General features: G+C 35.6%; 25 protein-coding genes. 12 read left to right on the top strand and 13 right to left on the bottom strand.

Annotation, left to right across the window (positions count from 1 at the left end; translation table 11 throughout):
- The first annotated feature begins 1 nt into the window (after window position 1).
- The 12 genes from QM409_RS00985 to xerS all read left to right on the top strand — a co-directional run bounded on the left by QM409_RS00985 (window position 2) and on the right by xerS (window position 14157).
- Entirely contained in the window at window positions 2-982 is a 981-nt protein-coding gene (locus QM409_RS00985; RefSeq protein WP_414304927.1) for a glycosyltransferase family 2 protein, read from the top strand.
- Window positions 983-1012: 30 nt separating this feature from the next.
- Entirely contained in the window at window positions 1013-2023 is a 1011-nt protein-coding gene (locus QM409_RS00980) for a glycosyltransferase family 2 protein (RefSeq protein ID WP_084926357.1), read from the top strand.
- Window positions 2016-2975: a glycosyltransferase family 2 protein gene (locus QM409_RS00975; protein WP_414304928.1), complete on the top strand. Its 960-nt coding sequence runs from the start codon at window positions 2016-2018 to the stop codon at window positions 2973-2975. Before QM409_RS00980 ends, QM409_RS00975 begins: the two co-directional genes overlap by 8 nt.
- 13 nt (window positions 2976-2988) lie before the next feature.
- A complete protein-coding gene (locus QM409_RS00970; RefSeq protein ID WP_414304929.1) occupies window positions 2989-3963 on the top strand; it encodes a glycosyltransferase family 2 protein in 975 nt (324 codons plus the stop codon).
- A gap of 1 nt (window position 3964) precedes the next feature.
- A complete protein-coding gene (locus tag QM409_RS00965) occupies window positions 3965-4960 on the top strand; it encodes a sugar transferase (RefSeq protein WP_060628370.1) in 996 nt (331 codons plus the stop codon).
- Between the two features lie 5 nt (window positions 4961-4965).
- The gene (locus QM409_RS00960; RefSeq protein ID WP_060628372.1) at window positions 4966-5925 is read left to right on the top strand and encodes a capsular polysaccharide synthesis protein; all 960 of its coding nucleotides are present in this window, start codon (window positions 4966-4968) and stop codon (window positions 5923-5925) included.
- Entirely contained in the window at window positions 5926-7476 is a 1551-nt protein-coding gene (locus QM409_RS00955; RefSeq protein WP_414304930.1) for a lipopolysaccharide biosynthesis protein, read from the top strand. It abuts the gene before it with no gap.
- Window positions 7477-7486: 10 nt separating this feature from the next.
- Window positions 7487-8596, top strand: coding sequence for a glycosyltransferase (locus QM409_RS00950; protein WP_414304931.1), 1110 nt, complete (start codon window positions 7487-7489; stop codon window positions 8594-8596).
- 366 nt (window positions 8597-8962) lie between these two features.
- Window positions 8963-9814: a ribosome biogenesis GTPase YlqF gene (ylqF, locus tag QM409_RS00945; protein WP_020901132.1), complete on the top strand. Its 852-nt coding sequence runs from the start codon at window positions 8963-8965 to the stop codon at window positions 9812-9814.
- Complete coding sequence (locus tag QM409_RS00940; RefSeq protein WP_238095903.1) at window positions 9801-10580, top strand: ribonuclease HII; 780 nt, start codon at window positions 9801-9803, stop codon at window positions 10578-10580. The genes ylqF and QM409_RS00940 overlap by 14 nt, the downstream gene beginning before the upstream one ends.
- 16 nt (window positions 10581-10596) lie before the next feature.
- Window positions 10597-12147, top strand: a complete 1551-nt coding sequence (locus QM409_RS00935; RefSeq protein ID WP_414304932.1) for a chloride channel protein — start codon at window positions 10597-10599, stop codon at window positions 12145-12147.
- 939 nt (window positions 12148-13086) lie between these two features.
- Complete coding sequence (gene xerS, locus QM409_RS00930; protein WP_004260328.1) at window positions 13087-14157, top strand: tyrosine recombinase XerS; 1071 nt, start codon at window positions 13087-13089, stop codon at window positions 14155-14157.
- Window positions 14158-14371: 214 nt separating this feature from the next.
- Here the strand turns inward: xerS and pdrM are convergent, their stop codons facing one another.
- From pdrM to QM409_RS00865, 13 genes are all read right to left on the bottom strand, one after another.
- Window positions 14372-15724, bottom strand: a complete 1353-nt coding sequence (gene pdrM, locus QM409_RS00925; RefSeq protein ID WP_414304933.1) for a sodium-coupled multidrug efflux MATE transporter PdrM — start codon at window positions 15722-15724, stop codon at window positions 14372-14374.
- A 41-nt stretch (window positions 15725-15765) separates the two neighbouring features.
- Window positions 15766-17034, bottom strand: a complete 1269-nt coding sequence (locus tag QM409_RS00920) for a dihydroorotase (protein ID WP_414304934.1) — start codon at window positions 17032-17034, stop codon at window positions 15766-15768.
- Between the two features lie 12 nt (window positions 17035-17046).
- The gene (locus tag QM409_RS00915) at window positions 17047-17511 is read right to left on the bottom strand and encodes an NUDIX hydrolase (RefSeq protein WP_414304935.1); all 465 of its coding nucleotides are present in this window, start codon (window positions 17509-17511) and stop codon (window positions 17047-17049) included.
- A gap of 9 nt (window positions 17512-17520) precedes the next feature.
- Window positions 17521-18174 (bottom strand): uracil-DNA glycosylase, encoded by a 654-nt coding sequence (locus QM409_RS00910; RefSeq protein ID WP_414304936.1) that lies wholly within the window; start codon window positions 18172-18174, stop codon window positions 17521-17523.
- A gap of 61 nt (window positions 18175-18235) precedes the next feature.
- Window positions 18236-18928: a YjjG family noncanonical pyrimidine nucleotidase gene (locus QM409_RS00905; protein WP_261116438.1), complete on the bottom strand. Its 693-nt coding sequence runs from the start codon at window positions 18926-18928 to the stop codon at window positions 18236-18238.
- A 125-nt stretch (window positions 18929-19053) separates the two neighbouring features.
- On the bottom strand, window positions 19054-19272 hold the full coding sequence (locus QM409_RS00900; protein ID WP_049544636.1) for a hypothetical protein: 219 nt from the start codon (window positions 19270-19272) through the stop codon (window positions 19054-19056).
- 48 nt (window positions 19273-19320) lie between these two features.
- Entirely contained in the window at window positions 19321-19533 is a 213-nt protein-coding gene (locus tag QM409_RS00895) for a hypothetical protein (protein ID WP_049544588.1), read from the bottom strand.
- A gap of 30 nt (window positions 19534-19563) precedes the next feature.
- On the bottom strand, window positions 19564-19755 hold the full coding sequence (locus tag QM409_RS00890; RefSeq protein WP_084888090.1) for a hypothetical protein: 192 nt from the start codon (window positions 19753-19755) through the stop codon (window positions 19564-19566).
- 288 nt (window positions 19756-20043) lie between these two features.
- On the bottom strand, window positions 20044-20775 hold the full coding sequence (locus tag QM409_RS00885) for a hypothetical protein (RefSeq protein ID WP_414304937.1): 732 nt from the start codon (window positions 20773-20775) through the stop codon (window positions 20044-20046).
- A gap of 520 nt (window positions 20776-21295) precedes the next feature.
- The gene (locus QM409_RS00880) at window positions 21296-21841 is read right to left on the bottom strand and encodes a ClbS/DfsB family four-helix bundle protein (protein ID WP_084949822.1); all 546 of its coding nucleotides are present in this window, start codon (window positions 21839-21841) and stop codon (window positions 21296-21298) included.
- Window positions 21842-21898: 57 nt separating this feature from the next.
- Window positions 21899-22393 carry a YkgJ family cysteine cluster protein gene (locus tag QM409_RS00875; protein ID WP_084949820.1) on the bottom strand — a complete coding sequence of 165 codons (495 nt, stop codon included), beginning with the start codon at window positions 22391-22393 and terminating at the stop codon, window positions 21899-21901.
- Window positions 22394-22713: 320 nt separating this feature from the next.
- Window positions 22714-23259 carry a hypothetical protein gene (locus QM409_RS00870; protein ID WP_414304938.1) on the bottom strand — a complete coding sequence of 182 codons (546 nt, stop codon included), beginning with the start codon at window positions 23257-23259 and terminating at the stop codon, window positions 22714-22716.
- A gap of 47 nt (window positions 23260-23306) precedes the next feature.
- Complete coding sequence (locus tag QM409_RS00865) at window positions 23307-23717, bottom strand: hypothetical protein (RefSeq protein WP_050108570.1); 411 nt, start codon at window positions 23715-23717, stop codon at window positions 23307-23309.
- Window positions 23718-23823 lie beyond the last annotated feature (106 nt).

Raw genomic sequence — 23823 nt, 5'->3', positions numbered from 1 at the left:
AATGATTAGTGTAATCGTACCTGTTTATAATGTAGAAACTTATCTGGAAGAATGTTTAGACAGCATTCAAAACCAAACCTACACAGACTTTGAAGTCCTTTTAGTCAATGATGGTTCAACAGATGGATCAAAAGCTATTTGTGAACGTTATTGTAAAGAGAATCGTCGCTTTCACTTGTTGAATCAAGAAAATCAAGGATTGAGCGCTGCACGAAATACTGGTGTAGCAGCTTCAAGAGGAGAGTTTATTGTATTTGTGGATAGTGATGACATGATTCTAGCGAACTATTTAGAAACCTTAATGCACTATATGCGTGAAGACGTAGATATTGTGGAAAGTCAGTTTACCGTATCTAACGAGGAATTTCTTGCTAAAAGTTTTAAAGAACCAAGTATTCTATTCGAAGGGAACTCTCAAGAAGCAGTAAAAATTTTCCCTAAACATGTTTTAAATGTTAATGCAGTTACAAAACTTTATAGAAGATCAATTGTTGAAGCTGTTCCTTATATAGATGGGGTGATTTTTGAAGATGTTTATTGTGGAATTGGAATGTTAAAATATATTCGAAAAATCATTAAAATTGATTATAAAGGTTATTATTATCGACAACATCAAGCTAGTATCATGCATCGAACCTTTACTCCTAAAAATCTAGATATCTTTACAGTAAGCGACCAATTGATAGACTTGTATTCCGATAGGGAAGAACTTCTTCCTTACATTGGCAGCTTCCTAGTTCATTTAGCAACCATGCATTATCAAGACTATATCCAAAAAGGAAATCCATATGCAAAAGTCTATAATCAAAAATTAGCAGAGTATGTAGCTATAACGAAGAAAAATCCTGAGGTTGCCAAAAGTTCGCGTATGATTAGACTTTATAACCTGTGTCCAAGATATTACAACACCATCCTATTTCCCTTCTATCACTCTATATGGAAATGGAAAAATGGTATTAGGGAAGACAAGTTAGAGGAATGATGAAATACAATTCAAGAGGGGAAAAGGAAAATGATTAGCTTAATCGTTCCAGTTTATAACGTGGAAGAATATCTGGAAGAATGTCTAGAAAGTATTCGAAAGCAAACCTATCAAGATATAGAAGTCATTTTAGTCAATGATGGTTCAACAGATGGCTCCCAAGCTATTTGTGAGTATTTTTGCCAAACAGATAAGCGTTTCCGATTGATCAATCAAAAAAATCAAGGTCAAAGTGTAGCCAGAAATCATGGCGTAAAAGAATCCCTTGGTGAATATATCATGTTTGTCGATAGTGATGATGTCATTAAAGCAAATATACTAGACGTATTACTATCCTATATGAAGGCGGATGTGGATTTAGTAGAATGTAGTCTTGTTCGCAATCAAGAAGAATTGCATAAAAATAAACCGATTCGAGTTATTTTCGAAGGTAATTCAACGGCAGCCATTATTAAATGTATAGCACTTAAAGAAGTGAATTATTCCCCATGTGCAAAATTATATAGAAGAGAAATTATTGAAAAAGTTCCATTTTTAGAAGGTGTTATTTACGAGGATGTTTATACAGGAATTAATTTTTTAAAAAATATTCGAAAAATGGTAGTTGTTGATTTAACTGGGTATTATTACCGATTTAGTCCGAATAGTACTATGACAACTTCTTTTAATGAGAAAAATTTAGATATTTTTAAAGTTGGAAATCAATTAATAGCATCCTTCCAAGATGATGCATATTTATTACCGTATATTGGATACTTTATGTTTTATCTAGGGGTTAGTCATTATTACAGAGATGGCATTACGAAGAAGAGTCCTTGTGTTAGTTTGTATGAGAATTTTATAAAGGAGTCTGCTTTTATTGCGAAGCAATCTCAAGAAGTTGTTCGAAAATACCGTTTACTAAGAATGTATTTCATAGCGCCAAAATATTTTTTAACGATTACTCATCCAGTGTATCAGTTTCTGTATAAAGGATGGAGTAAATTTAGAAAGTTGACTCACAAAAGACAAATGAAGGAGCTTATGAACAAAAATGATTAGTATAATCGTTCCAGTTTATAACGTGGAAGAATATCTGGAAGAATGTCTAGAAAGTATTCGAAAGCAAACCTATCAAGATATAGAAGTCATTTTAGTCAATGATGGTTCTACAGATGGCTCACAAGCGATTTGTGAGCGTTATTGCCAAATGGATAAGCGTTTCCGATTGATCAATCAAAAAAACCAAGGTCAAAGCGTAGCCAGAAATCGTGGTGTGAAAGAATCCCTTGGCGAATACATCATGTTTGTCGATAGTGATGATGTTGTAAGTCTTGGTCTGTTAGAACAACTAATGAAGTATATGTCTGATGGAATTGATATTGTAGAATGTAATATAACCGAGGATATTCATTGTTTAAATTCCGAAGGAAAAGAAATTGGTGTTAAAGAATTAGATTCAAATGAAGCCTTATATGAATGTTTTAATCATGGAGTAAGTTGGAGTCCAGTCGCAAAACTCTATCGTCGTGAAATAGTGGAGAAAGTTCCGTTTTTAGAAAATTTAATTTATGAAGATTTTTATACTGGAATCGTCTCTTTAAAATATATTCATAAAATGAGAAAAATTAACTATATTGGTTATTATTATCGATATCATACTTCTAGTACAATGAATCAGAAATATTCAGAAAAGAATCTTGATATTTTTAAAGTTGGCGAAAAATTATTAGAGGAATTTAGAGAAGATAATTGGTTACCTTATGTAGGGAATATGTTATTTTTAGTCGGTATTGGTCATTTTAAAAAGTATCGTATAAGAATTGGACATCCCTACTATCAGTTATATGTTGATGCAATTGATAACTATTTTGAAATAGCTAAGAAATCATCAGATATTTTCAATTCTAGTAAACTATTAAGATGGTATAGTTCTTCTCCGAAATATTTTTTAAGTATATTTTATCCTTTATATTTAAGATATTTAGACATTCGAAAAAAATGGAAAATTTAATAGGAGCCTATTTATGATTAGTGTCATTGTACCTGTTTATAATGTTGAAGACTATCTGGAAGAATGTTTAAATAGTATTCAACATCAAACTTATACCGATATAGAAGTGATCCTAGTCAATGATGGTTCAAGAGATGGCTCAAAAGAAATTTGTGAGCGCTATTGTCAACAAGATTCTCGTTTTCACTTAATCAATCAAGAAAATAAAGGATTAAGTGGCGCTCGTAATCGTGGTATGACTGAATCTAGAGGCGAATTTATCACTTTTGTAGACAGTGATGATGTTCTTAAAGAAGATATGTTGGAACAATTATTAAAGCACATGACTTCAGAAGAAATGGACATCGTAGAATGTTGGTATACAAATGATCAAAAAGAAATAGAAATCCCTTCTCCTGAGAATGTCAAAATTATTTTCCAAGGAAATGCCCATGAAGCATTAGTTTCTCTTTGTAAAGATAATATTGTCCGTTTGAATGCAGTTGCTAAACTTTTTCGAAGACAAGTGATTGTCAATTTTCCATTTTTAGAAGGTTTATTTTATGAAGATGTGTATGGAGGAATGGGAATCTTAAAACATATTCATAAAATGGTGAAAATCGATTATATAGGATATTATTACCGTGTACGTTCTGGTAGTATTATGAATCGCGAATTTAGTTTGAAAAATTTGGATTTGTTTACTATTTGTGATAAAGTGGAGCATTTATATGATGGAAATGCTGACTCACTCCCATACGTACATCGTCGCTTATTTCATTTAGTCTTGATGCACGTTGTCGACTATCGTATATTTGAAGGAAATCCCTATCAAGAAAAATATGTCGAGTATCTGAATCGTTACGCTAAAAGTTCAAGTCAATCATTATTAATGCGGGCCTATCGATTATTCCCTAAAAAGATTGTCTTTATTTCAAGAGTTGTTGGAGCCATTCAATGGAGATTTGAAAAATATATTGTAAAAAGATTTTGGAGAGGGTTGAAGTAGTATGAATTATTACTTAAAAGAATTTTACGCAGAAGCCAAACATGCAGGATCTAAGGCAAGATTAGATGCTGAAAAAATAATGCTAGAAGCAGGATATCAACCTTTTTCCCTAAATAATGATTCAAATCCCATCACTTTGACAAAAAATGATGTGTTAGTTCTTCAATTTCCGTTATTATGGCATACCTTAAAAAAACAAATTTTTACGAGATTTTTGAAAAATAGAACATTCAAAGCTTATTTGCTGATTCACGATATCGAGTCCCTGAGAAATAAAAAAATCAAGTCATTTACAGATTTCAAATATTCCATTATCCATTTTTTACAAAATAAAACAGTCCTTGAAAAAGTAGATGGTATTATCGCTCATAATGAAAAGATGAAAGCAGAACTTGTGCGATTAGGAATACCGGAAGAGAAGATTGTTTCCTTAGAGATATTTGACTATTTGATTCCACATTATAAAGAGAAGAAAGCTTATGAAAAAGAAACTATTTTGTTAGCTGGAAATTTCGATATTCGGAAAACAAAATACGCAAGACAATTACCCGAAAAACCAGATTTTTCTATTTATGGCATTAACTTTGAAGAGGAGAATCTTCCTCACAACGTTCATTATCAAGGTGCTTTTTCTCCTGATGAACTTTCTAATCACTTGCATGGCGGTTTTGGCTTAGTCTGGGATGGAGATAGCCCCCATACTTGTAGTGGAATGTATGGAGAGTATTTAAAGATGAATAACCCTCATAAAGCTTCTCTTTATTTAGCCTCAGGTTTTCCGATTATTGTATGGAGCCAATCTGCTTTAGCGGAGTTTGTACGAAAAAACCATTGTGGAATACTTGTTGATTCATTATTTGAAATTGCAGATTGTTTAAACTCGATTGATGAAGAAGATTTTCAAGAGCTGATTAAAAATAGTAAAAAAATTGGAGAAAAAATTCGTAGTGGGTATTTTCTAGAAACAGCTTTAGAAAAATGTGAAAGGAATTTGTAGAGTTTATGAAACTACAAATCTTACAAAAAAAAATGGCTCGCTATCGTCAAATTTTAAAATATTATGGCCTTAAACTAACATGTGTTTACTTTCTCGCACAAAAATCTGACAAGATGTTTTATGATTTTCGAAGAAAGATTCTTTTGCATTTTGTACTGAAATTAAGAAAAGAAGCTCAAATAGATGATTTGATAGATGAAAAAGAAGAAGTGACGGAATTTCCGAAAATGATTTGGACAATGTGGCAACAGGGAGAAGCTCAAATGCCTGGGACAGTCCAGACTTCAATAAAGACCATAAAAAACTTCGCCAAAAGAAATGATTGTGAATTCTATTTGTTGACGGATGAAAATCTGGCGGATTTCATCAATATTCCAAGAGACATCACCGAAAAATACAAGAAAAAAGAATTATCAGCTGCGCATTATTCAGATATTATTCGTTTTAGTCTCTTATGCCAATACGGTGGCATTTGGATGGATGCAACCTTATTTGTATCTCCCTATGCAACTTTAGAAATGTTTGAAGGGGACTTTTTTAGTTTGAATCATCCACCTATACGATCTGAACAAATAGAACGAACTGTTGGTGACTTTAAATGGGCAGGTTTCTTTCTGGCAGGAAAAAAAGGCAAGCCTTATTTTAAACATATTCGGGATTTATATCTTTACTATGTTCGTAAATATCCAGTTTTTATTCATTACCTGATGATGGATTATTTTATTTTGTCCGAATATAAGTGCAGTCCTTATTTTGAAAACTTAGTGGATAGATTACCTATTCTAGCACCAGCTGAGCGTGTTTGGTTTTTAAGAGACCATGCCCATGATCTTTTTGATGAAAAAGAATGGGAAGAAGTGTTAAAAACAACACCGATTTTAAAAACGACTTATAAAATCAAGAAAGAAGAAGTCCTTCCAGGAAGTTATCTCGATCAACTTTTACAAGGAAAATTAAAGGAATAGATGAAATACACGAAAAAAAGTAGAACCGAATTTGCCACCTTAAATACGAGTATTGCTCTGGCATTGCAACCTTTTCAAGTCCTTCTTGGCTTTATCAATCGAACTATTTTTATCAATTTACTTGGGGTAACCTATCTAGGATTAAACAATTATTTGTCTAGCTTAGTTTCTATCCTGTCTTTGGCAGAATTAGGGGTTGCTGGAGCCATGAGCTATGCACTATATGGACCCTTAGGCAGAGAAGAACATGGAAAAATCAATGCCTTTATGATTCTTTTCAAAAAATTATATAGAATCATCGGCTTTTCTATTTTTATACTGGGCGCTATACTTTCTTTATTTCTTCCTTACATGATAAAGGATTATACGGTAAATAGTGAAGTATATTTGATATTTTTTCTCTTTGTATTTAACTCAGCTTCCAGCTATTTTTTCTCCTATAAACGAACCTTGCTTTATGTCGATCAGCGTAATTATATGATGACTTTGATTGACTTTGGATTAAATACGCTTCGTGTATGCTTGCAAATCGGAATTTTATTCTTTACCAAAAATTATATCTTTTATCTATTGATCAGTATCATGATGAATTTTATAGGGAATATCATCATGTCGGGGATTGTTGATAGATTGTATGGTTACCTGTTTAAGAATGAGATAACCCCCATTAATCAGGAGGAAAAAGAAAAATTTATCCGAAATATCAAAGGAAATATAGTCGGTAGTATTGGAGAAACCATTGTTTTTCAAACAGATAGTATTCTAATGGCAAGTTTTGTCAGCTTAGCAGCTATAGGTATTTATGGGAATTATACCTATGTTTTAGGATTTATTTCACTGATTTTAAATACTATGATTAATTCAGTTGTTTCTTCCGTAGGTAACTTAGTCCATTCGGAATCTACGACAGTAGCAGATATGGTTAAATTCCTAAATAAATTCCAATTTATTGCTTTTAGCCTGATTTATTTTGCTAGCTTAGGCTATTTAATGTTCATTCATCCATTTATGACTATCTGGTTAGGTGAGAGTTTTTCATTTAATCGTACAGTTGAGATTTTGATTGTCCTTCATTTTTTCCTAACTTTTTATAGAAGACCGATTCTAACGTTGATTTCAGTCTATGGCTTAAGTTATGAGCAAAATAAAAAAGTTATCGTCGAGATTTTATTAAATATTTCCCTTTCACTCTACTTTTTAGTGATTTTAGATTTAGGGGTATCTGGAATTTTATTGGGTACGATTTGTTCAACAGTCTTGACCTGTACATGGTATGAACCCTATAGCGCCTTTAAGTATGGATTGAAAGCTTCCTCAAAGGACTTTTTTAAAACATTGTTACAAGATTTCACTGTCGCAGGGATAAGCTTTCTACTTTTGAGTTTACTGGATAACTTACTCTTAACTCAGCTAGATTTTATTTTTGGTTTGATCATCAAAATCGTCCTTTATTTGACAGTGTTAGGTAGCTACGTTTTCCTATTTAGAAATCATGAAGGTGGTAGACAAATCATTTTGATGATTCAAAAAGTATTAAAGTTAAAAAAATAAGGAGAAATCCATGAAAAGAATATTGGTTTGTGGTCTGGTTCCAGATGTTGGTGGCTTGGAAAAAATTGTGGTAGATTTTTATAATCATATCGATACCTCTGAATTTGAACTGGAATTTTTACTACAAGGTTCTGAAGATGTTGAATTTAGTGAGCATTTTAAAAAGCTTTGCCGCAATCCTCTAGTCGTTCATAGAATCCCCAAGTTAAGACCTCATATCCAGCAAGCCTTAAAAGAATGGAATGAGTTTTTTAAGAAAAATGCCCATCGATATGATATTGTATGGTCCAATCAAAATGGCTTGACACATTTAGAATTTTTAAAATTGGCAAAGAAATATGGGATAGAAAAAAGAATCGTTCATGGGCATTGTGCGACAGCAGATAAATTTTATCGCTTTGTTCATCCAGTAAATCGTCTTTTTGTCGGCAAATATGCGACCGATTTTTGGGCTTGCGGAACAGAAGCGTTGAACCATTTTTATCATGGAAAAGAAAGAGAAAAAGCACTAGTTATTCATAATGCCATTGAAGTTGAGAAATTTTTATATGATCAAGAAATTCAATCCCAACTTCGAAAGGAGTATCAGATCCCTGAAAATTGTTTGGTCATTGGGCAAGTGTCCCGTTTATATGAAAAACAAAAAAATCAAAGTTTTTGTGTTAAGGTCTTTTCTGAAATCGTCAAAAAAGAACCAAATTCTCGTCTAGTATTTATTGGAAGAGGAGATACTGCGTTTTTAGAAAATATGGCAAAAGAATATGGTGTCGAAGACAAAGTCATTTTTACAGGCTTGACCACTAATGTCGGAAAAATGCTAAATTTATTAGATGTGTTCTTCTTCCCATCTAATTTTGAAGGATTGCCAATTGTACTCATTGAAGCGCAAGCAAATGGATTACCTGTTGTAACAGCAAATCATCTACCAGATGCAAGAATACTAGATAACTACGATAACAGCCTGTCTTTAAAAGATTCTCTTGAAAAATGGGCGGATAAAATTTTATCAGTCAGAGATCATCGAGAGCTTGATACAGAAAAGGTGAAACAGCTGATAGATAAAAATGGCTACGAGATCGAATCTGCAACCAGACAGTTGGAAAAGTTATTTGATGAGTGATTAAAAGTTGATGGAGAGGACATGAATGTCTTCTCTAATTTTATTTCTATCAGATTATCACACGTTAGTTTCATAAATAAAATTATGGCTAGGCTATTTTAATAGTACTTCTAAAAGCTATTTTATCAGCAGAATAATTAACTTAATTACAAGGGAATACAACTAAGTTTATATTTAATAATCTCATGGATTAGAGATGGCTATTTGTCGGAGGTTAATATATCAAAAAATGAGATTGCATTCAATTTTTCTTAATAAAGTAGCTTTTCTAGACAAAAGCTTATGCAAAAAAGAGTAATTTATGATAGAATATAAGGCAAGAAAGAAAACGTTTTTACAATTTTTTCAACCCGAAGGAGATATATTATGGCTACTATTCAATGGTTTCCTGGTCACATGTCTAAAGCGCGTCGACAGGTGCAGGAAAATTTAAAATTTGTTGATTTTGTAACGATTTTGGTGGATGCTCGTTTACCTCTATCTAGTCAAAATCCTATGTTGACAAAGATTGTTGGTGATAAACCAAAACTCTTGATTTTAAACAAGGCGGACTTGGCTGATCCAGCAATGACCAAGGAATGGCGTCAGTATTTTGAATCACAGGGAATCCAGACGCTGGCTATCAACTCCAAAGAGCAAGTGACTGTAAAAGTTGTAACAGACGCGGCTAAAAAGCTCATGGCTGATAAGATTGCTCGTCAGAAGGAACGTGGTATCAAGATTGAAACCTTGCGTACCATGATTATTGGGATTCCAAACGCTGGTAAATCAACTCTCATGAACCGTTTAGCTGGTAAGAAGATTGCCGTTGTCGGCAACAAACCAGGTGTTACCAAGGGGCAACAATGGCTTAAAACCAACAAAGACTTGGAAATCTTAGATACGCCAGGGATTCTTTGGCCTAAATTTGAGGATGAAACTGTTGCACTGAAACTGGCCTTGACTGGAGCTATCAAAGACCAGTTGCTTCCTATGGATGAGGTGACCATTTTTGGTATCAATTATTTCAAAGAACATTATCCAGAAAAGCTGGCTGAACGCTTCAAACAAATGAAAATTGAAGAAGAAGCGCCTGTTATTATTATGGATATGACCCGTGCTCTCGGTTTCCGTGACGACTATGATCGTTTTTACAGTCTCTTCGTGAAGGAAGTCCGCGATGGCAAACTCGGTAACTATACCTTAGATACATTGGAAGACCTCGATGGCGACGATTAAAGAAATCAAAGAACTCCTTGCAACAGTCAAGGAGTTAGAAAGCCCTATTTTTTTAGAACTTGAAAAGGATAATCGCTCTGGAGTTCAAAAGGAAATCAGCAAGCGTAAAAAAGCCATTCAGGCAGAATTGGATGAGGATCTTCGTTTGGAATCCATGCTTTCCTACGAAAAAGAACTTTTCAATCAAGGGTTGACCTTGATAGCAGGTGTTGATGAAGTCGGCCGCGGTCCTCTAGCTGGGCCTGTAGTTGCTGCAGCCGTCATCTTACCTAAAAATTGTAAGATTAGAGGTCTCAACGACAGCAAGAAAATTCCTAAAAAGAAACATCTGGAAATTTTCCAAGCCGTTCAAAACCAAGCCTTGTCAATCGGAATCGGTATCATGGATAATCAGGTCATTGACCAAGTCAATATCTATGAAGCAACCAAACTGGCTATGCAGGAAGCAATCTCCCAGCTCAGTCCGCAACCTGAACACCTCTTAATTGATGCCATGAAACTGGAGTTGCCCATTTCACAAACATCTATCATCAAAGGAGATGCCAATTCCCTCTCGATTGCAGCGGCTTCAATAGTAGCCAAGGTGACACGTGATGAATTGATGAAGGAATACGACCAGCGGTTCCCTGGCTATGATTTTGCTACTAATGCAGGATATGGAACTGCTAAACACCTAGAAGGACTTGAAAAATTAGGAGTTACCCCGATTCACCGAATCAGTTTTGAACCAGTTAAATCACTGGTTTCAGGAGAAAAAGAAAGTTAAGTTAGAAGGAATGATTATGGAGGAACAGTCAGAAACACTCAGTTCCAAGAAAGAATTTGCCTTTGCCTCAAGCACCATACTATCCCAAGTTGGACGAGGAATCATTGTGGGACTCGTTGTCGGGCTCATCGTCGGATCCTTTCGGTTTTCAATCGAAAAAGGCTTCCACCTGATACAAGGACTTTATCAAGAACAAGCGCACTTAGTGCGCAATCTTTTTATCATTGGTCTATTTTATTTAATAGTTTGTTGGCTCAGTGCGAAATTAACTCGATCAGAAAAAGATATCAAGGGTTCAGGAATTCCTCAAGTCGAAGCCGAATTAAAGGGACTCATGACCCTCAACTGGTGGGGCGTACTTTGGAAAAAATATATTTTAGGAATTCTTGCTATTGCTAGCGGTCTTATGCTGGGGCGTGAAGGACCAAGCATTCAACTCGGAGCGGTCGGCGGTAAAGGAATTGCCAAATGGCTCAAATCCAGTCCAGTAGAGGAACGTTCCCTAATTGCGAGTGGAGCTGCCGCTGGTCTAGCTGCAGCCTTTAATGCACCAATTGCAGGTCTTCTCTTTGTCGTAGAAGAAGTCTATCATCACTTTTCTCGCTTTTTCTGGGTATCTACTCTCGCAGCTAGTCTCGTAGCAAACTTTGTCTCACTACTCATATTTGGTCTAACGCCAGTGCTAGACATGCCTGATAATATCCCTCTCATGACCTTGGATCAGTATTGGATTTACCTCCTTATGGGAATTTTTCTAGGACTTTCCGGTTTTGTCTATGAGAAAGCTGTATTGAACGTCGGAAGAGTGTATGATTGGCTTGGTCAAAAAATCCGTTTGGATAGAGCTTATTATCCAATTCTGGCCTTCATTCTCATCATACCAGTCGGAATCTTCTTACCCCAAATCCTTGGTGGTGGAAATCAGCTTGTTCTTTCCCTAACTGAGCAAGATTATAGTTTCCAAGTTCTATTAGCTTACTTTTTGATTCGCTTTGTTTGGAGCATGATTAGTTATGGAAGTGGTCTTCCAGGAGGAATTTTCCTACCAATTTTAGCGCTTGGTTCCTTGCTTGGAGCCCTAGTTGGAGTCATTTGTGTCAATCTTGGACTTGTCAGTCAAGAGCAATTCCCTATATTTGTCATTCTAGGAATGAGTGGTTATTTTGGAGCAATATCCAAGGCTCCCTTAACTGCTATGATACTCGTAACTGAGATGGTAGGAGATATTCGCAACCTCATGCCACTCGGACTGGTAACCCTAGTTGCCTACATCATCATGGATCTGCTCAAAGGTGCGCCAGTCTATGAGGCTATGTTGGAAAAAATGCTACCTGAAGAAGCGTCAGATGAAGGAGAAGTCACACTTATTGAAATTCCTGTATCAGACAAAATCGCTGGAAAACAGGTTCATGAACTCAACTTACCACATAACGTACTCATCACCACCCAAGTCCATAATGGCAAGAGCCAAACAGTTAACGGCTCAACCAGAATGTATCTCGGAGATATGATTCATCTAGTGATTCCAAAAAGTGAAATTGGAAAAGTCAAGGATTTGTTGTTGTAGGATATTTTTACATAATTTATGTTATGTAAAATGAATTTCTTAATTAAATATATTGGAAAACCGATTCTCAGCAATGAGATCGGTTATTTTTTACAGATAAGATATTTCACATACAAATAATTGAACTTTGGTAAAAATAAGACTATAACCAAGTTAGAAATGATAAAGCATAAAGCTAGAAAGGAGTTTACTGTATCAAATCTGTACAGTAAGATTAAAATCATGAAAAAGACAACAAACAATAGCAATTATACAATGTATTTTGTATCTCATAGCTCCTTATATAGCTCTTCAGTTATGTAGAATGAACAGAAGTATCGTTACTGATAATCTCTTTTTTATTTTCCTTATTCTGTTGACCATTTCATTCTGGTTTAGTATTTGGAAACTAGAAAAAGCACTAGATAATGATTCACAATAGTACAACTCCAAAAAAACTGGAATTTTGGTACTTTTTGATAACGTACGTTTTTAGCTATTTTTGTACAAAACTGGAAATTTTTGTACTTTTCCCTAGACAGTGGATAAACCCTTGATACGACTGAGTTTAAGGCGTAATGTACACTCTCTAAAAAATGTACTTTATAATCGAAATGTACTTTATTTTAAGGCTGGATAAAGTACATTTTTTAATTTAGAAACTTAGATGCGTAATGTACAAAAAACAGCCCCTTTTAACCCCTTGCAAGCCTACAAACATTGATTTAATAAGGTTTTGAATTTCACTTTTGTTACAGTGTACATTTGAAAAAATTCCAGTTTTTACTTTGATAAGGTACATTTTAGGCAATTTTGGACGAAAAAAATTTTTTTAGTTATAAATCCGGTCTAAGTCTTTTTTAAAAAGCTCTATGACATCTTTCCGAAAAACTATAATTTTCTTGAAAAATAAATAAGTCTATGCTATACTACTAGTAGACTTATTTATGGAGAAAATACATGAAACGTGAGATTTTACTGGAACGAATCGACAAACTAAAACAAATCATGCCCTGGTATGTTCTTGAATACTACCAATCTAAGCTTGCTGTTCCTTACAGTTTTACAACCTTGTACGAATACCTCAAGGAATATGATCGATTTTTCAGCTGGGTTTTAGAGTCTGGTATCTCAAATGCCGATAAAATATCTGATATTTCTTTATCTGTCTTGGAAAATATGTCTAAGAAAGACATGGAATCCTTTATCCTTTACCTACGTGAACGTCCTTTGCTGAATGCTAATACAACCAAGCAAGGAGTTTCTCAGACAACCATCAATCGGACTTTGTCAGCACTTTCTAGTCTTTACAAATATCTGACCGAGGAGGTTGAAAACGATCAGGGAGAGCCTTATTTTTATCGTAATGTAATGAAGAAAGTTTCAACAAAGAAAAAGAAAGAAACGCTTGCTGCAAGAGCTGAAAACATCAAGCAAAAACTCTTTTTAGGTGATGAAACAGAAGGTTTTCTAACTTATATTGACCAAGAGTATCCACAACAACTTTCAAATCGCGCTCTCTCATCATTCAACAAAAACAAAGAACGTGATTTGGCCATTATTGCCCTTCTCTTGGCATCTGGTGTCCGCTTGTCTGAAGCTGTTAATCTGGATATAAGGGATCTCAATCTAAAAATGATGGTTATCGATGTCACTCGAAAAGGTGGCAAACGTGATTCGGTCAATGTCGCTGCTTTTGCTAAGCCTTATTTAGAGAATTATCTTGCTATTCGAAATCAACGCTATAAGACGGAAAAGACGGATACAGCCCTCTTTTTAACACTCTATAGAGGTGTTCCTAATCGTATCGATGCTTCCAGCGTGGAAAAGATGGTCGCTAAGTACTCTGAGGACTTCAAAGTACGTGTAACTCCCCACAAACTGCGCCATACCCTAGCAACTAGGCTCTATGATGCGACTAAATCGCAAGTTTTGGTCAGCCATCAGCTAGGACATGCCAGTACACAAGTCACTGACCTCTATACCCATATCGTTAATGATGAACAAAAAAATGCCTTGGATAGTTTATGATTTTACGTAATATAACTTATGTAAAATATATGTCAAGAAAAGAAGCTGCTAAAAATAAGCAACTTCTTTTTCTTTATATCTGATACCAGTAAAGTAGCGTGGAATATCAATTGTTTCTATATTTTTGAAATTCTCATTTGCCTACTACTAATTTAACTATAGCAAAAATAATGCAGATAAGGAAGGATATTTTTGCTTGCAGAAATTCTAAAAATCAAGCTTTTCTGGATTCAAATCTCTTCATAATCACAGTTAAACGCCAACGGTAGAGAACCCCACTCACAATTAGACTAATAATCAAGCCGATCCAGTAAGAATAAGCTCCAAAATCTGTTAGAGAGTCGAATACCATAGCTACTGGGAGTGTCACCCCCCAATAGCCAACCAAACCAAGGTAAAAAGGAATAACGGTATCCTTATACCCCCGCAAAATTCCCTGAAGCGGTGCCGCAAAGGTATCTGCTAACTGGAAAAAAAGACTATAAGTCAAAAAGCGCGCTGTCAAATCGATAAATTCTGGGTCGTTACCATAAAGACTGGCCACATTTCCTCTAAAAATGTAAAGGAAAGATAAGGTGAAGGCCGCAAAAATGAGGGCGGTCCCTCTTCCTAAACCAATATAGGTTTTCGCATCATCAAATCGCTTGGCTCCTACTTCATAGGAAACGACAATAGCCATAGCCGATGAGATACTCATAGGAAAGGCGTACATAAGACTTGAAAAGTTCATGGCTGACTGGTGACTAGCGATAATCAAGGACGAGAACTTAGCCATAATCAAGCCAACCACGGAAAAGATAGCCACTTCGGCAAAGACAGTTCCCCCTATAGGAAGACCTAAGCGAACTCCTTCCTTGATTTTATCCATATTAAGCGGAATGCGTTTCTCAAAATGCAAGGATTTGAGCTTCTCCTGTTTAAATAAAACCAGAACAGAAATTCCCAACAAGACCCAGTAGGCCAAAGAAGTCCCTAAACCAGCACCAGCCCCTCCCAGTTCTGGAACACCAGAGGCCCCGTAAATCAAAAGATAGTTAAATCCACTATTGAGAGGAAGTAACAAAAGCATGAGATACATGGAAAGTTTGGTCAAGCCCAGCGAATCCAGCAAGGAACGAATGACACTAAAGAGCAACAAGGGGATAATTCCGATAGATAAAAACCAGAGATAGCGAACCGCTACTGCAGCCACTGGTGCTTCTAGTCCGATATGATTCAAGATTGGTGGTGCCAAGAAAAGTACCATCCCCAGCAAGACCACAGATAGGCACAAGGCCAAATAGATGAACTGGTAAAAATCGGATGCAACTTCTTCCTTTTTGCCTCGACCAAGATGGTGCCCAATGATGGGCACCAAGGCCGATACAATCCCTGTTAGAAAGGTAAAGAAAGGATTCCAGATACTGGTTGCCATAGACACACCAGCCAAGTCCATAGTATTGTATTGACCTGTCATAGTCGTATCAACAAAGGAGGCAGAATAATTGGCAAATTGATAAATCAGGATAGGGAAAAATATCTTTAAAAATAAGATAAACTTGTCTTTAAAATGATGGGTTTGGTACATATAGGCTCTCTATTCTTTTTGTTTACAGAGCAGACTCCCACCTAGTTTTGATAGACAATTTGTCCCTTACAGATGGTATATTTAACCTGCCCTTTTAAAGTTTCACCGATGAATGGTGAATTAGCTGCTTTGGAAGCAAAATGGGAGTCCACAAGGCGGTCAGCATTAGCATCAAAAATAGTAATATCCGCTGGACCATTCTCAGCCAAGTAACCTGCTTCAAAGTTATAAAGCTTGGCTGGGTTATAGGTCATCTTTTCGAGTAATTCCATCAGGCTTAACTCACCAGCTTCTACCAAATAGGTCAAGCCGAGAGAAAGAGATGTTTCCAAACCTGTCATACCAGATGGCGCTTTGGTAATATCCTCGACATTTTTTTCATCCGCATGGTGAGGCGCGTGGTCTGTCGCGATAACTGTGATGACACCTGACTTGAGACCTTCGATAACAGCACGACGGTCTGATTCCAAACGAAGCGGCGGATTCATCTTAGCATTGCTACCTTGAGTCAAAAGAAGTGCTTCTGTCTTAGAAAAATGCTGCGGCGCTACTTCTGCTGTTACTTGCGCACCTAGCCCTTGAGCAAACTCAACTACTTTGACACTTTCTTCCTTAGACAAATGCTGAATATGGACATGAGCCTTAGTTGCATAGGCAATCATGACATCACGCGCCATCATAGCATACTCAGCTACCCCAGTCGCACCACAGATATGGAAATGTTCTTTAGCGATATTTTCATTAAAGCCAAGAATACCGTTCAAACCTGGATCTTCCTCATGAAGACTAATAAAGGTATTAAGCTTTTTAGCTTTCTCCATGGCTTCCTTGACAACTTTACTGCTCTCAAGCGGAATACCGTCATCAGAAAAACCAACAGCTCCAGCTGCTAAGAGTGCCTTAAAGTCAGTCAAATCTTGCCCATTAAAATCCTTAGTAATGGTCGCAACCGTCTTAACATTAATCTTCTCTTTGGCAGCTGACTGGAGAACTTCTTGCAAGGTCTCCACGTCCGAAATGGTTGGACTAGTATTAGCCATCATGACAACCGTTGTAAAACCACCTGCGGCGGCTGCTAAGGCACCAGTATGAATATCTTCTTTATGAGTTTGTCCCGGTTCACGGAAATGAACATGAATATCGACCAAGCCAGGAGCAACCACAAGACCAGTAGCATCAATGATCTCTGCTCCTTCTTCCGTGATCTCAGACGCAATTTTGACAATTTTCCCATCTTGGACCAAGACATCACACACTTGATCTAAACCAGACTTGGGATCCATAACACGACCATTTTTGATTAGTAGCATCTGCTTTCTCCTTTATTCATAGAAATCAACTTGGGTATCCAACAATTTATCCCTATCATAGACAAACTTGGCTGAAAAGAAGGGTTTATCCTCTAAAAGCCACTCAACAAAGGTATGATCCCCTTCCCAAGTCGGCTTGCTCAAAACCTCATCATAGGGAACCCATTCTAAGGTTCCTTCATTGCAGTCAATCAAGTCGCCCTCAAACTCCGTCACCTTAAAAACATAGGTGTACCAGTCTAAATCTGGTGTAAATTCAGGAAAAGTGATGACACCTTTTAGAACTGGCTTGGCTTTGAGCCCTGTTTCCTCAAGGATTTCACGCGCTGCGCATTCCTGAGGCGTCTCTCCTCTCTCTAGCTTACCACCCACACCAATCCATTTCCCTTCATGGACATCATTGGGTTTCTTATTACGATGGAGCATAAGCAATTCTTTCCCGTTATCAATGTAGCAAATCGTCGCTAACTGAGGCATATTTTCTCCTTATCTAAGCCAATCGATTGGCTCTTGTCCTGTCTCTTTTAAGAATGCATTAGCCTTGGAAAAAGGCTTAGAACCCCAAAATCCTCTGTAAACCGACAAGGGACTGGGATGGGCTGATTCGATAATCAAGTGATGAGGATTGGTAACCAAGGCCTTCTTCTTGCGTGCATAAGCTCCCCAGAGTACAAAAACGACTGGTCTATCTAGTTGATTGACCACCTGAATCACAGCATCAGTAAAAGGCTCCCATATCTGACCAGCATGACCATTGGCCTGACCAGCAGGAACCGTCAAACAAGCATTGAGAAGTAAGACTCCTTGCTCAGCCCAAGCTGTCAAATCATGAGATTTCTTGACCCCAATATCATCTGACAATTCTTTCAATATATTTTGCAAGGATGGTGGAGCAGGGATAGAGTCAGGTACAGAAAAACTCAAGCCCTGCGCTTGACCTGGCCCGTGATAGGGATCTTGCCCTAGAATCACCACCTTCACTTCTTCAAGCGGTGTTGTCAAGAGAGCCTGAAAAACCTTTTCCTTAGGTGGATAAATAGTCCCCTGAGCATAGACCTGCTCCATAAACTGATTGATTTTACCAAAATAACCCTCAGGTAATTGCGCCTTAATCAAAGCATGCCAAGACGAGTGTTCCATAGCCAACTCCTTCATTTTTACTGCCTCTATTATAGCAAAAAGTGGCTATTGAAACCACTTTTTACAGTTTATCTAGGAGATCTAGAAGAGCTTGATAAGACTCAACTTCATAAGTCGGCTGGGCTTGTGTGTGATTTTCGAGGTGATGAGGATTGTACCAGATAGTGTCAATCCCAGCATTATTGCCACCTTGAATGTCGGCGGTTAGAGAATCTCCAATCATCAGCGTCTTTTCTTTGCTAAAAACTTCAATCTGCTGACCAATTTTTTCATAAAAGAGAGCATCCGGTTTTTGTGTTTGTAGCTGTTCAGAGATAAAAACTTGATTGAAATAAGGTGCCAGACCCGATTGAGCCAAGCGCCCTGTCTGAATGGCAGTAATACCATTTGTCGCAGCATATAAGTCATAATCACGCTCGATGAGGCTATCTAAAAGTTCATGAGCACCTGAAAAAGCTTGCCCTTGCTGGGATAGGTAAAACTGGTAACGTTGGGCTAGAAAACTACCGTCTTTTTCCTGTCCAAAGTGAGCAAATAAACGAGAAAAGCGCGTGTTAACCAGCTCTTGTTTACTAATTTTCTTTTGCTCCAAGTCCTTCCAGAGAGCCTTGTTCATAGGAACATAATAGTCCTTATAAGCCTGAATATCCGCAACTCCTTCTTCTTTTAGAAGTTGGGTCAAAGCCACATCCTCAGCAGCATCAAAATCAAGAAGAGTGTGGTCAAGGTCGAAGAGTAGAAATTTATAGGACAATTTGAGAGTTTTCCTTTCTAGGATAAACAACTTTCACTTCAGCCAGTTGTTTAATGTAAAAACTTAAAAGTGATATAGTATCACAAAGAATAATCGTTCCAATTGATTAACTAATTCATACTATTCTAGTCAAGTTTATTTTTATTATAGAAAAATCTTCTATAAATTCGAGCAATAGTTAAAATACCTACAAATATGACTCCCAAAATAGATAATACTATTTTCAAAAAACTCATTTCAGAGCCTATTACATAGATATGAAAAAGAGGGGCTAGTCCTACACATAGAGACAATAGATAACTACTAAATCTTATCTCACCAATTCCTGCAAAAAAATGTTTCATTTTAAATATCCCAATTTTACCTTTCATCTTTATAATCCACTAACAAATCTATTGACTTCTCATTTTTTTGAATAATCTTGACAGCAAATTTACTCCACTTAATGCCACTAAAACTTCAATGGGCAAAAAATAGTAATCCCATATCAAATGAGAAATCAGCAATGTTAGAAATAGTATACAGTCAATATAACTATTCTGAAAATACTCTGTAATTACATAATACAGATATACCACAACCATCAAAATTAAAACAACCATCATAATACTATTATCCTGTCCTTCTCACTAACGCTATTTCCAAAATTTAATTTTTTTATGACTTAGTAACGCAATTCCAATTAGTAATACACCTAATATAAATAAAAGTATTTCCCAAAATTTATTCTCAGTTTTAATAAGAGGAATAAGATACATGCTGACTAATATGGAACTTGCTCCTATAATAGCAAATATTATTCTGGCTTTATCACTTAGTTTAAACATATTTAATTCCCCATAAAATAAGCAAGGGCTACGTTTACTGTAACATTCCCCCGTCTTTATGTAGAGATAATCCCCCATCAAGACACCTCATTTCTTCTTACTCAATAGCAGCATAATTATTTGGTGATACGAGTTTCATAAGATTTCTCCTCTTTAACGTTGCATGGTTAGGATAGTTCTCCAATAAGTAATCGTCGACTGCGTTTAAAGCACTTTGTTACCTAGATAAGATATCCTTTCTCTACCTGATTTGATTTTAAAGAGAACTAAGATTTAATCATATTTATCTTATTTCTTATTTTTAAATAATTCATACTCTTTTTCTCTGATAAAGGGAAGTGAGAAATTAGAAAAAATTAGTAGAATTGAAAATAGGTATCCATCTTTTTGCATTGCTAAAACATAGCCTAAAAATAAATAGACAATCAAATCTAGTACAAAAAGAGAAAATATCCTCCTTTTCATCATCTCACTTGAATTAAAGATTCTGTTTAATAGAATCTTTATCGTAGTATCTACACAAATTTTTATCAAAAAGATAAGAGTCAATACATGATTATCAACTGTACCATGAAGAATAAATGGAAATATAGTTAATATAAAACTAGAAATCTCTAAATATTTTATCCAAGGAGATTGAGACATCTTACTTTTAAACTGACTGATTTTCCTATACTCACTAGCTAATCTAGTATCAAAATCTTTACCAATTTTATTAAAGATTAAAAACTCCAGGATAAAATTACTTATTAATACGATATAAGTAGAAACGTTTCCTGGGAAAAATTTATTGATTAAAATTGGAAAACTCATTAACAGAATCGAGTTTATAGCCAAACAAATGGATACTATTTTATTCTTCACAGAGTATATAGGTAACGATACTATTGAATAGAGAAATGCTAAAAAAATAAGCAAGATATACTTAGTGCTGCTAATTAGCGGCGCCCTTAATGATAAAAAAAGATAGGCACCCCATACGATGATATGCGCTTTACGAATCGACTCTAGATTACTCATCTACCTACTCCTAATATGTAAAAGGAATCCATTTTTAGCTCACATTCTCATTCCAACAAGTCATAAACGTTTCATGATATTTCCTTCTTTTACATTAGGTAAAGTTGAAATACATTTTTTGCAAGTGAAAATATTATTATTATTTGAAAACCCCAAATATCTATCCCTCTTCTAGACCTAAACCAAGTCAGATTAAAGATACAAATATAATGGTAAGGCTTTCTTTTACTTTAGACTACCATAAAACAAGGAATCTTTCAACAAAATTCATTGGCAAACTACTATTCTAGAAGATTGACAGTTCAAATCTTTCAGAATAGAACAATTCTATCTATCGAATACCCTAACTTCATAAATATCCATGTAATTCTAGATCTAGAATTCCTATAAACTAAATGTTTTCGTACTATTCTAAGCCATTGATAACCTTAAATGTTAATTTTTGAAGAACTCTAAAGCTAGAATTACTCTAAACAAGGAAAACTAAGATATTCGAAACTTAGAAAAACACATACACACATCAACTACTACACTTACAATTCTTCTGATGTGCTTTGAGTTTTTTCAGAGCCCAATCATAATGACTGGAGGTGCTACTGATAAAGTAGGAACCTAGACTTGTCCCTCCTGTCCACTTATAGACACCTTTGGTAAAGAGTTCGTCATTGCTAAAAACTTCTATCAACTCTAAAACCTCTTTATGCGATTGCTCTAATAGTCTAGTCGCTTCTTCTAAAGAAGTTTTCTGGTGCTTCTTCCAAAAAGCATCATTCATTTGTCCATAAGTTTTCCAATTATAAGACTCAGGGAGAAAAGGTCTTTCGTGACCTTCTTGATTAGAATGGACCCAAGTCAAAAGTAACTGCTGCCATTCATAAAGATGAATCAGGACATCTCTTAGATTCTTATCCCTTTTCCAGTGAGCTTCTTTTTTCTTTGAGTCTCTTGAAAAATCAAATGGAGTCTGTAGCTCATCTTCACTTAGTTGGGAGATGAAACGATTGAGCTTTTCATAGTTTTCCTTAGAGGCCAGCATTAGCTCCTCTTTTGTTTTTGGTCTAGGCACAGGAGTACTCCCTTCATATCTCTAGTTATTATTAGAAATTTTTTATCCTTTAAATCTCTATAACTTATCCTTTAATTTCTCAACAAAGAGATAGGCTGCCGGACAGGTCAAAGTATTCTTAATCGTCAAATGGTTGATTTGATGGATCTTTTTGCGATCTGTATGGGGGAACTCTCGACAGGCCTTTGGACGAACTTCATAGATGGAACAGAGATTATCTCCTCCTAGAAAGGGACAAGGCATGGATTTAAAAACCTTATCACCATCTTCATCTACCTGCAAAAACTCTGCTTCAAAAGCAGGTAATTTCATCTTAAAGTACTTTGCGATTCGTGTAATATCCGCTTCTTTAAAGTCAGGCCCCAATGTCTTGCAACAGTTGGCACAGGCCGTACAATCAATCTCCTCAAAGACTTCTTGGTGAATCTGTTGGGCTATCTTATCTAGATTTTTTGGTGGCTTTTTCTTTAAATTGGCTAAAACTTTACGGTGCTCCTTTTGCTTTTGCAAGGCTAGCTGATGGTAATACTCAATATCAATTTCTTTAGACATAATTTCTTTCTAATTCAAGCATTTTTGTCTATTATACCATAAACACTGCCCCTTTTATGCCCCTCGAAAACAAAAATAGCCCTTCGGATAAAATCCGAGGGGCTAGAAACGTTGTTAAATCAACGATTATTTTTTAAGGTTATCTACCTATAACAAAGTACCCCAAAAATGCACAATTTAAAAGAGTTTATTTTGTCTAATATAGTAAAAGTGACAAGGTACAAACAAGTAGGGTATTTTTGAAGGGTAACAAAAAAGGTAATAAAATTGACGAGTTCAGCAGGCAAGGGAAAAGGCATCTTTTTTGATGCCTTTTACTATTAAAAATAATCATTAATCCTATCTTCAAACCAATTTCTTTTTCTAGCTCTAGATAGCTCCATGTAAAGCGAAAATTCTCCGATTGTGAATACACTATATAAGCAAATTATAAATTTCTCTAACCAATTCATTTCTTCAATGTACTGTTTAAAGCAAATATAACAATAATGTTCTTGTAACGGCTCTAATGCTTTTACTCGTTCAATATCATTATCAGCATATTTTTCATTTATTTCATGATAACGTTTTGAAAAATAAGGATCATGTTCAATTTCGTCATAAAATATTGCCATTGCAAGATCTAACGAACTAATATAATACCCCTCTATCAGTGCTCGTCTAGAAAAAACAATTAATGCTATGAATGCAGCTATTAAAGCGAGCACCCCTCCGACCATATCCCAAAATTCAGAGGCATAAAAATTTCCAGAGATTAGATAGTTAAAGCCAAAAAGAATAACCACAAAAAGAATTATCCAAAATAAACCTTTAGCGATAAAATCCGTTCCAAATGATCTACGTTCCCATTTTTGCTTAATCTTCAAGTTTATCTCCTTTTTTTGAAGTTTATTATATTTTATCATACAATCAACTAGATATCTACCAACTCATGATATGCTCCCATATTGGGTAAAGGTACAACACTAAAATACAAATCAGAATATATCTCAAACCATTTATTCAGCTTGTTATAGGCTGGCGACTGACTAACAAATAATATCCGTTGACAAGCTCCGATAACATTCATGTGATTATACACATAGACCTCTTTAATGGCCGTTAAAATATCGTCTTCACTTGTCTGTACCCTAATATCTGTTATCTGTTTAATCGTAGCGTATTTTTTATAAGCAAGCAGATCTTGCTTTTTAGCAGCATCAAACATTTTACGCTCAAGAACACTATACTTAGGATTTTCTTTATCTCTCATAAAATACCACTTGAGCCATAAAATTTTTTCTCTGTGAATTACTGAAATACGCTCAATTTTCTTCTTTGGCATGATTACCTCCTAAATTGTCAAGTTTTATCAAGTTTTCATTGTGTCATATATTGAAAAACGCCAACATTTGCTAATATAACCTTTCAACATTTCTCAACAAAAGTTA

The organism is Streptococcus mitis, from assembly GCF_047465045.1.
In the GTDB taxonomy this organism is placed as follows: Bacteria; Bacillota; Bacilli; order Lactobacillales; family Streptococcaceae; genus Streptococcus; species Streptococcus mitis_DT.
Note: the sequence above shows the minus strand (reverse complement) of the source record. Positions and strands in the feature narration are given on the sequence as shown.

What these genes read in the sequence shown, in the direction of transcription:
- QM409_RS00875 (WP_084949820.1), bottom strand. Translation starts at nt 22,393, where the DNA reads ATGTCTAAAGAAATTGATATTGAGTATTACCATCAGCTAGCCTTGCAA.
- QM409_RS00965 (WP_060628370.1), top strand. Translation starts at nt 3,965, where the DNA reads ATGAATTATTACTTAAAAGAATTTTACGCAGAAGCCAAACATGCAGGA.
- QM409_RS00895 (WP_049544588.1), bottom strand. Translation starts at nt 19,533, where the DNA reads ATGATGGTTGTTTTAATTTTGATGGTTGTGGTATATCTGTATTATGTA.
- QM409_RS00985 (WP_414304927.1), top strand. Translation starts at nt 2, where the DNA reads ATGATTAGTGTAATCGTACCTGTTTATAATGTAGAAACTTATCTGGAA.
- QM409_RS00955 (WP_414304930.1), top strand. Translation starts at nt 5,926, where the DNA reads ATGAAATACACGAAAAAAAGTAGAACCGAATTTGCCACCTTAAATACG.
- QM409_RS00910 (WP_414304936.1), bottom strand. Translation starts at nt 18,174, where the DNA reads ATGGAACACTCGTCTTGGCATGCTTTGATTAAGGCGCAATTACCTGAG.
- QM409_RS00980 (WP_084926357.1), top strand. Translation starts at nt 1,013, where the DNA reads ATGATTAGCTTAATCGTTCCAGTTTATAACGTGGAAGAATATCTGGAA.
- QM409_RS00970 (WP_414304929.1), top strand. Translation starts at nt 2,989, where the DNA reads ATGATTAGTGTCATTGTACCTGTTTATAATGTTGAAGACTATCTGGAA.
- QM409_RS00935 (WP_414304932.1), top strand. Translation starts at nt 10,597, where the DNA reads ATGGAGGAACAGTCAGAAACACTCAGTTCCAAGAAAGAATTTGCCTTT.
- pdrM (WP_414304933.1), bottom strand. Translation starts at nt 15,724, where the DNA reads ATGTACCAAACCCATCATTTTAAAGACAAGTTTATCTTATTTTTAAAG.
- xerS (WP_004260328.1), top strand. Translation starts at nt 13,087, where the DNA reads ATGAAACGTGAGATTTTACTGGAACGAATCGACAAACTAAAACAAATC.
- QM409_RS00975 (WP_414304928.1), top strand. Translation starts at nt 2,016, where the DNA reads ATGATTAGTATAATCGTTCCAGTTTATAACGTGGAAGAATATCTGGAA.
- QM409_RS00920 (WP_414304934.1), bottom strand. Translation starts at nt 17,034, where the DNA reads ATGCTACTAATCAAAAATGGTCGTGTTATGGATCCCAAGTCTGGTTTA.
- QM409_RS00890 (WP_084888090.1), bottom strand. Translation starts at nt 19,755, where the DNA reads ATGTTTAAACTAAGTGATAAAGCCAGAATAATATTTGCTATTATAGGA.
- QM409_RS00960 (WP_060628372.1), top strand. Translation starts at nt 4,966, where the DNA reads ATGAAACTACAAATCTTACAAAAAAAAATGGCTCGCTATCGTCAAATT.
- QM409_RS00900 (WP_049544636.1), bottom strand. Translation starts at nt 19,272, where the DNA reads ATGAAACATTTTTTTGCAGGAATTGGTGAGATAAGATTTAGTAGTTAT.
- QM409_RS00885 (WP_414304937.1), bottom strand. Translation starts at nt 20,775, where the DNA reads ATGAGTAATCTAGAGTCGATTCGTAAAGCGCATATCATCGTATGGGGT.
- ylqF (WP_020901132.1), top strand. Translation starts at nt 8,963, where the DNA reads ATGGCTACTATTCAATGGTTTCCTGGTCACATGTCTAAAGCGCGTCGA.
- QM409_RS00940 (WP_238095903.1), top strand. Translation starts at nt 9,801, where the DNA reads ATGGCGACGATTAAAGAAATCAAAGAACTCCTTGCAACAGTCAAGGAG.
- QM409_RS00865 (WP_050108570.1), bottom strand. Translation starts at nt 23,717, where the DNA reads ATGCCAAAGAAGAAAATTGAGCGTATTTCAGTAATTCACAGAGAAAAA.
- QM409_RS00950 (WP_414304931.1), top strand. Translation starts at nt 7,487, where the DNA reads ATGAAAAGAATATTGGTTTGTGGTCTGGTTCCAGATGTTGGTGGCTTG.
- QM409_RS00915 (WP_414304935.1), bottom strand. Translation starts at nt 17,511, where the DNA reads ATGCCTCAGTTAGCGACGATTTGCTACATTGATAACGGGAAAGAATTG.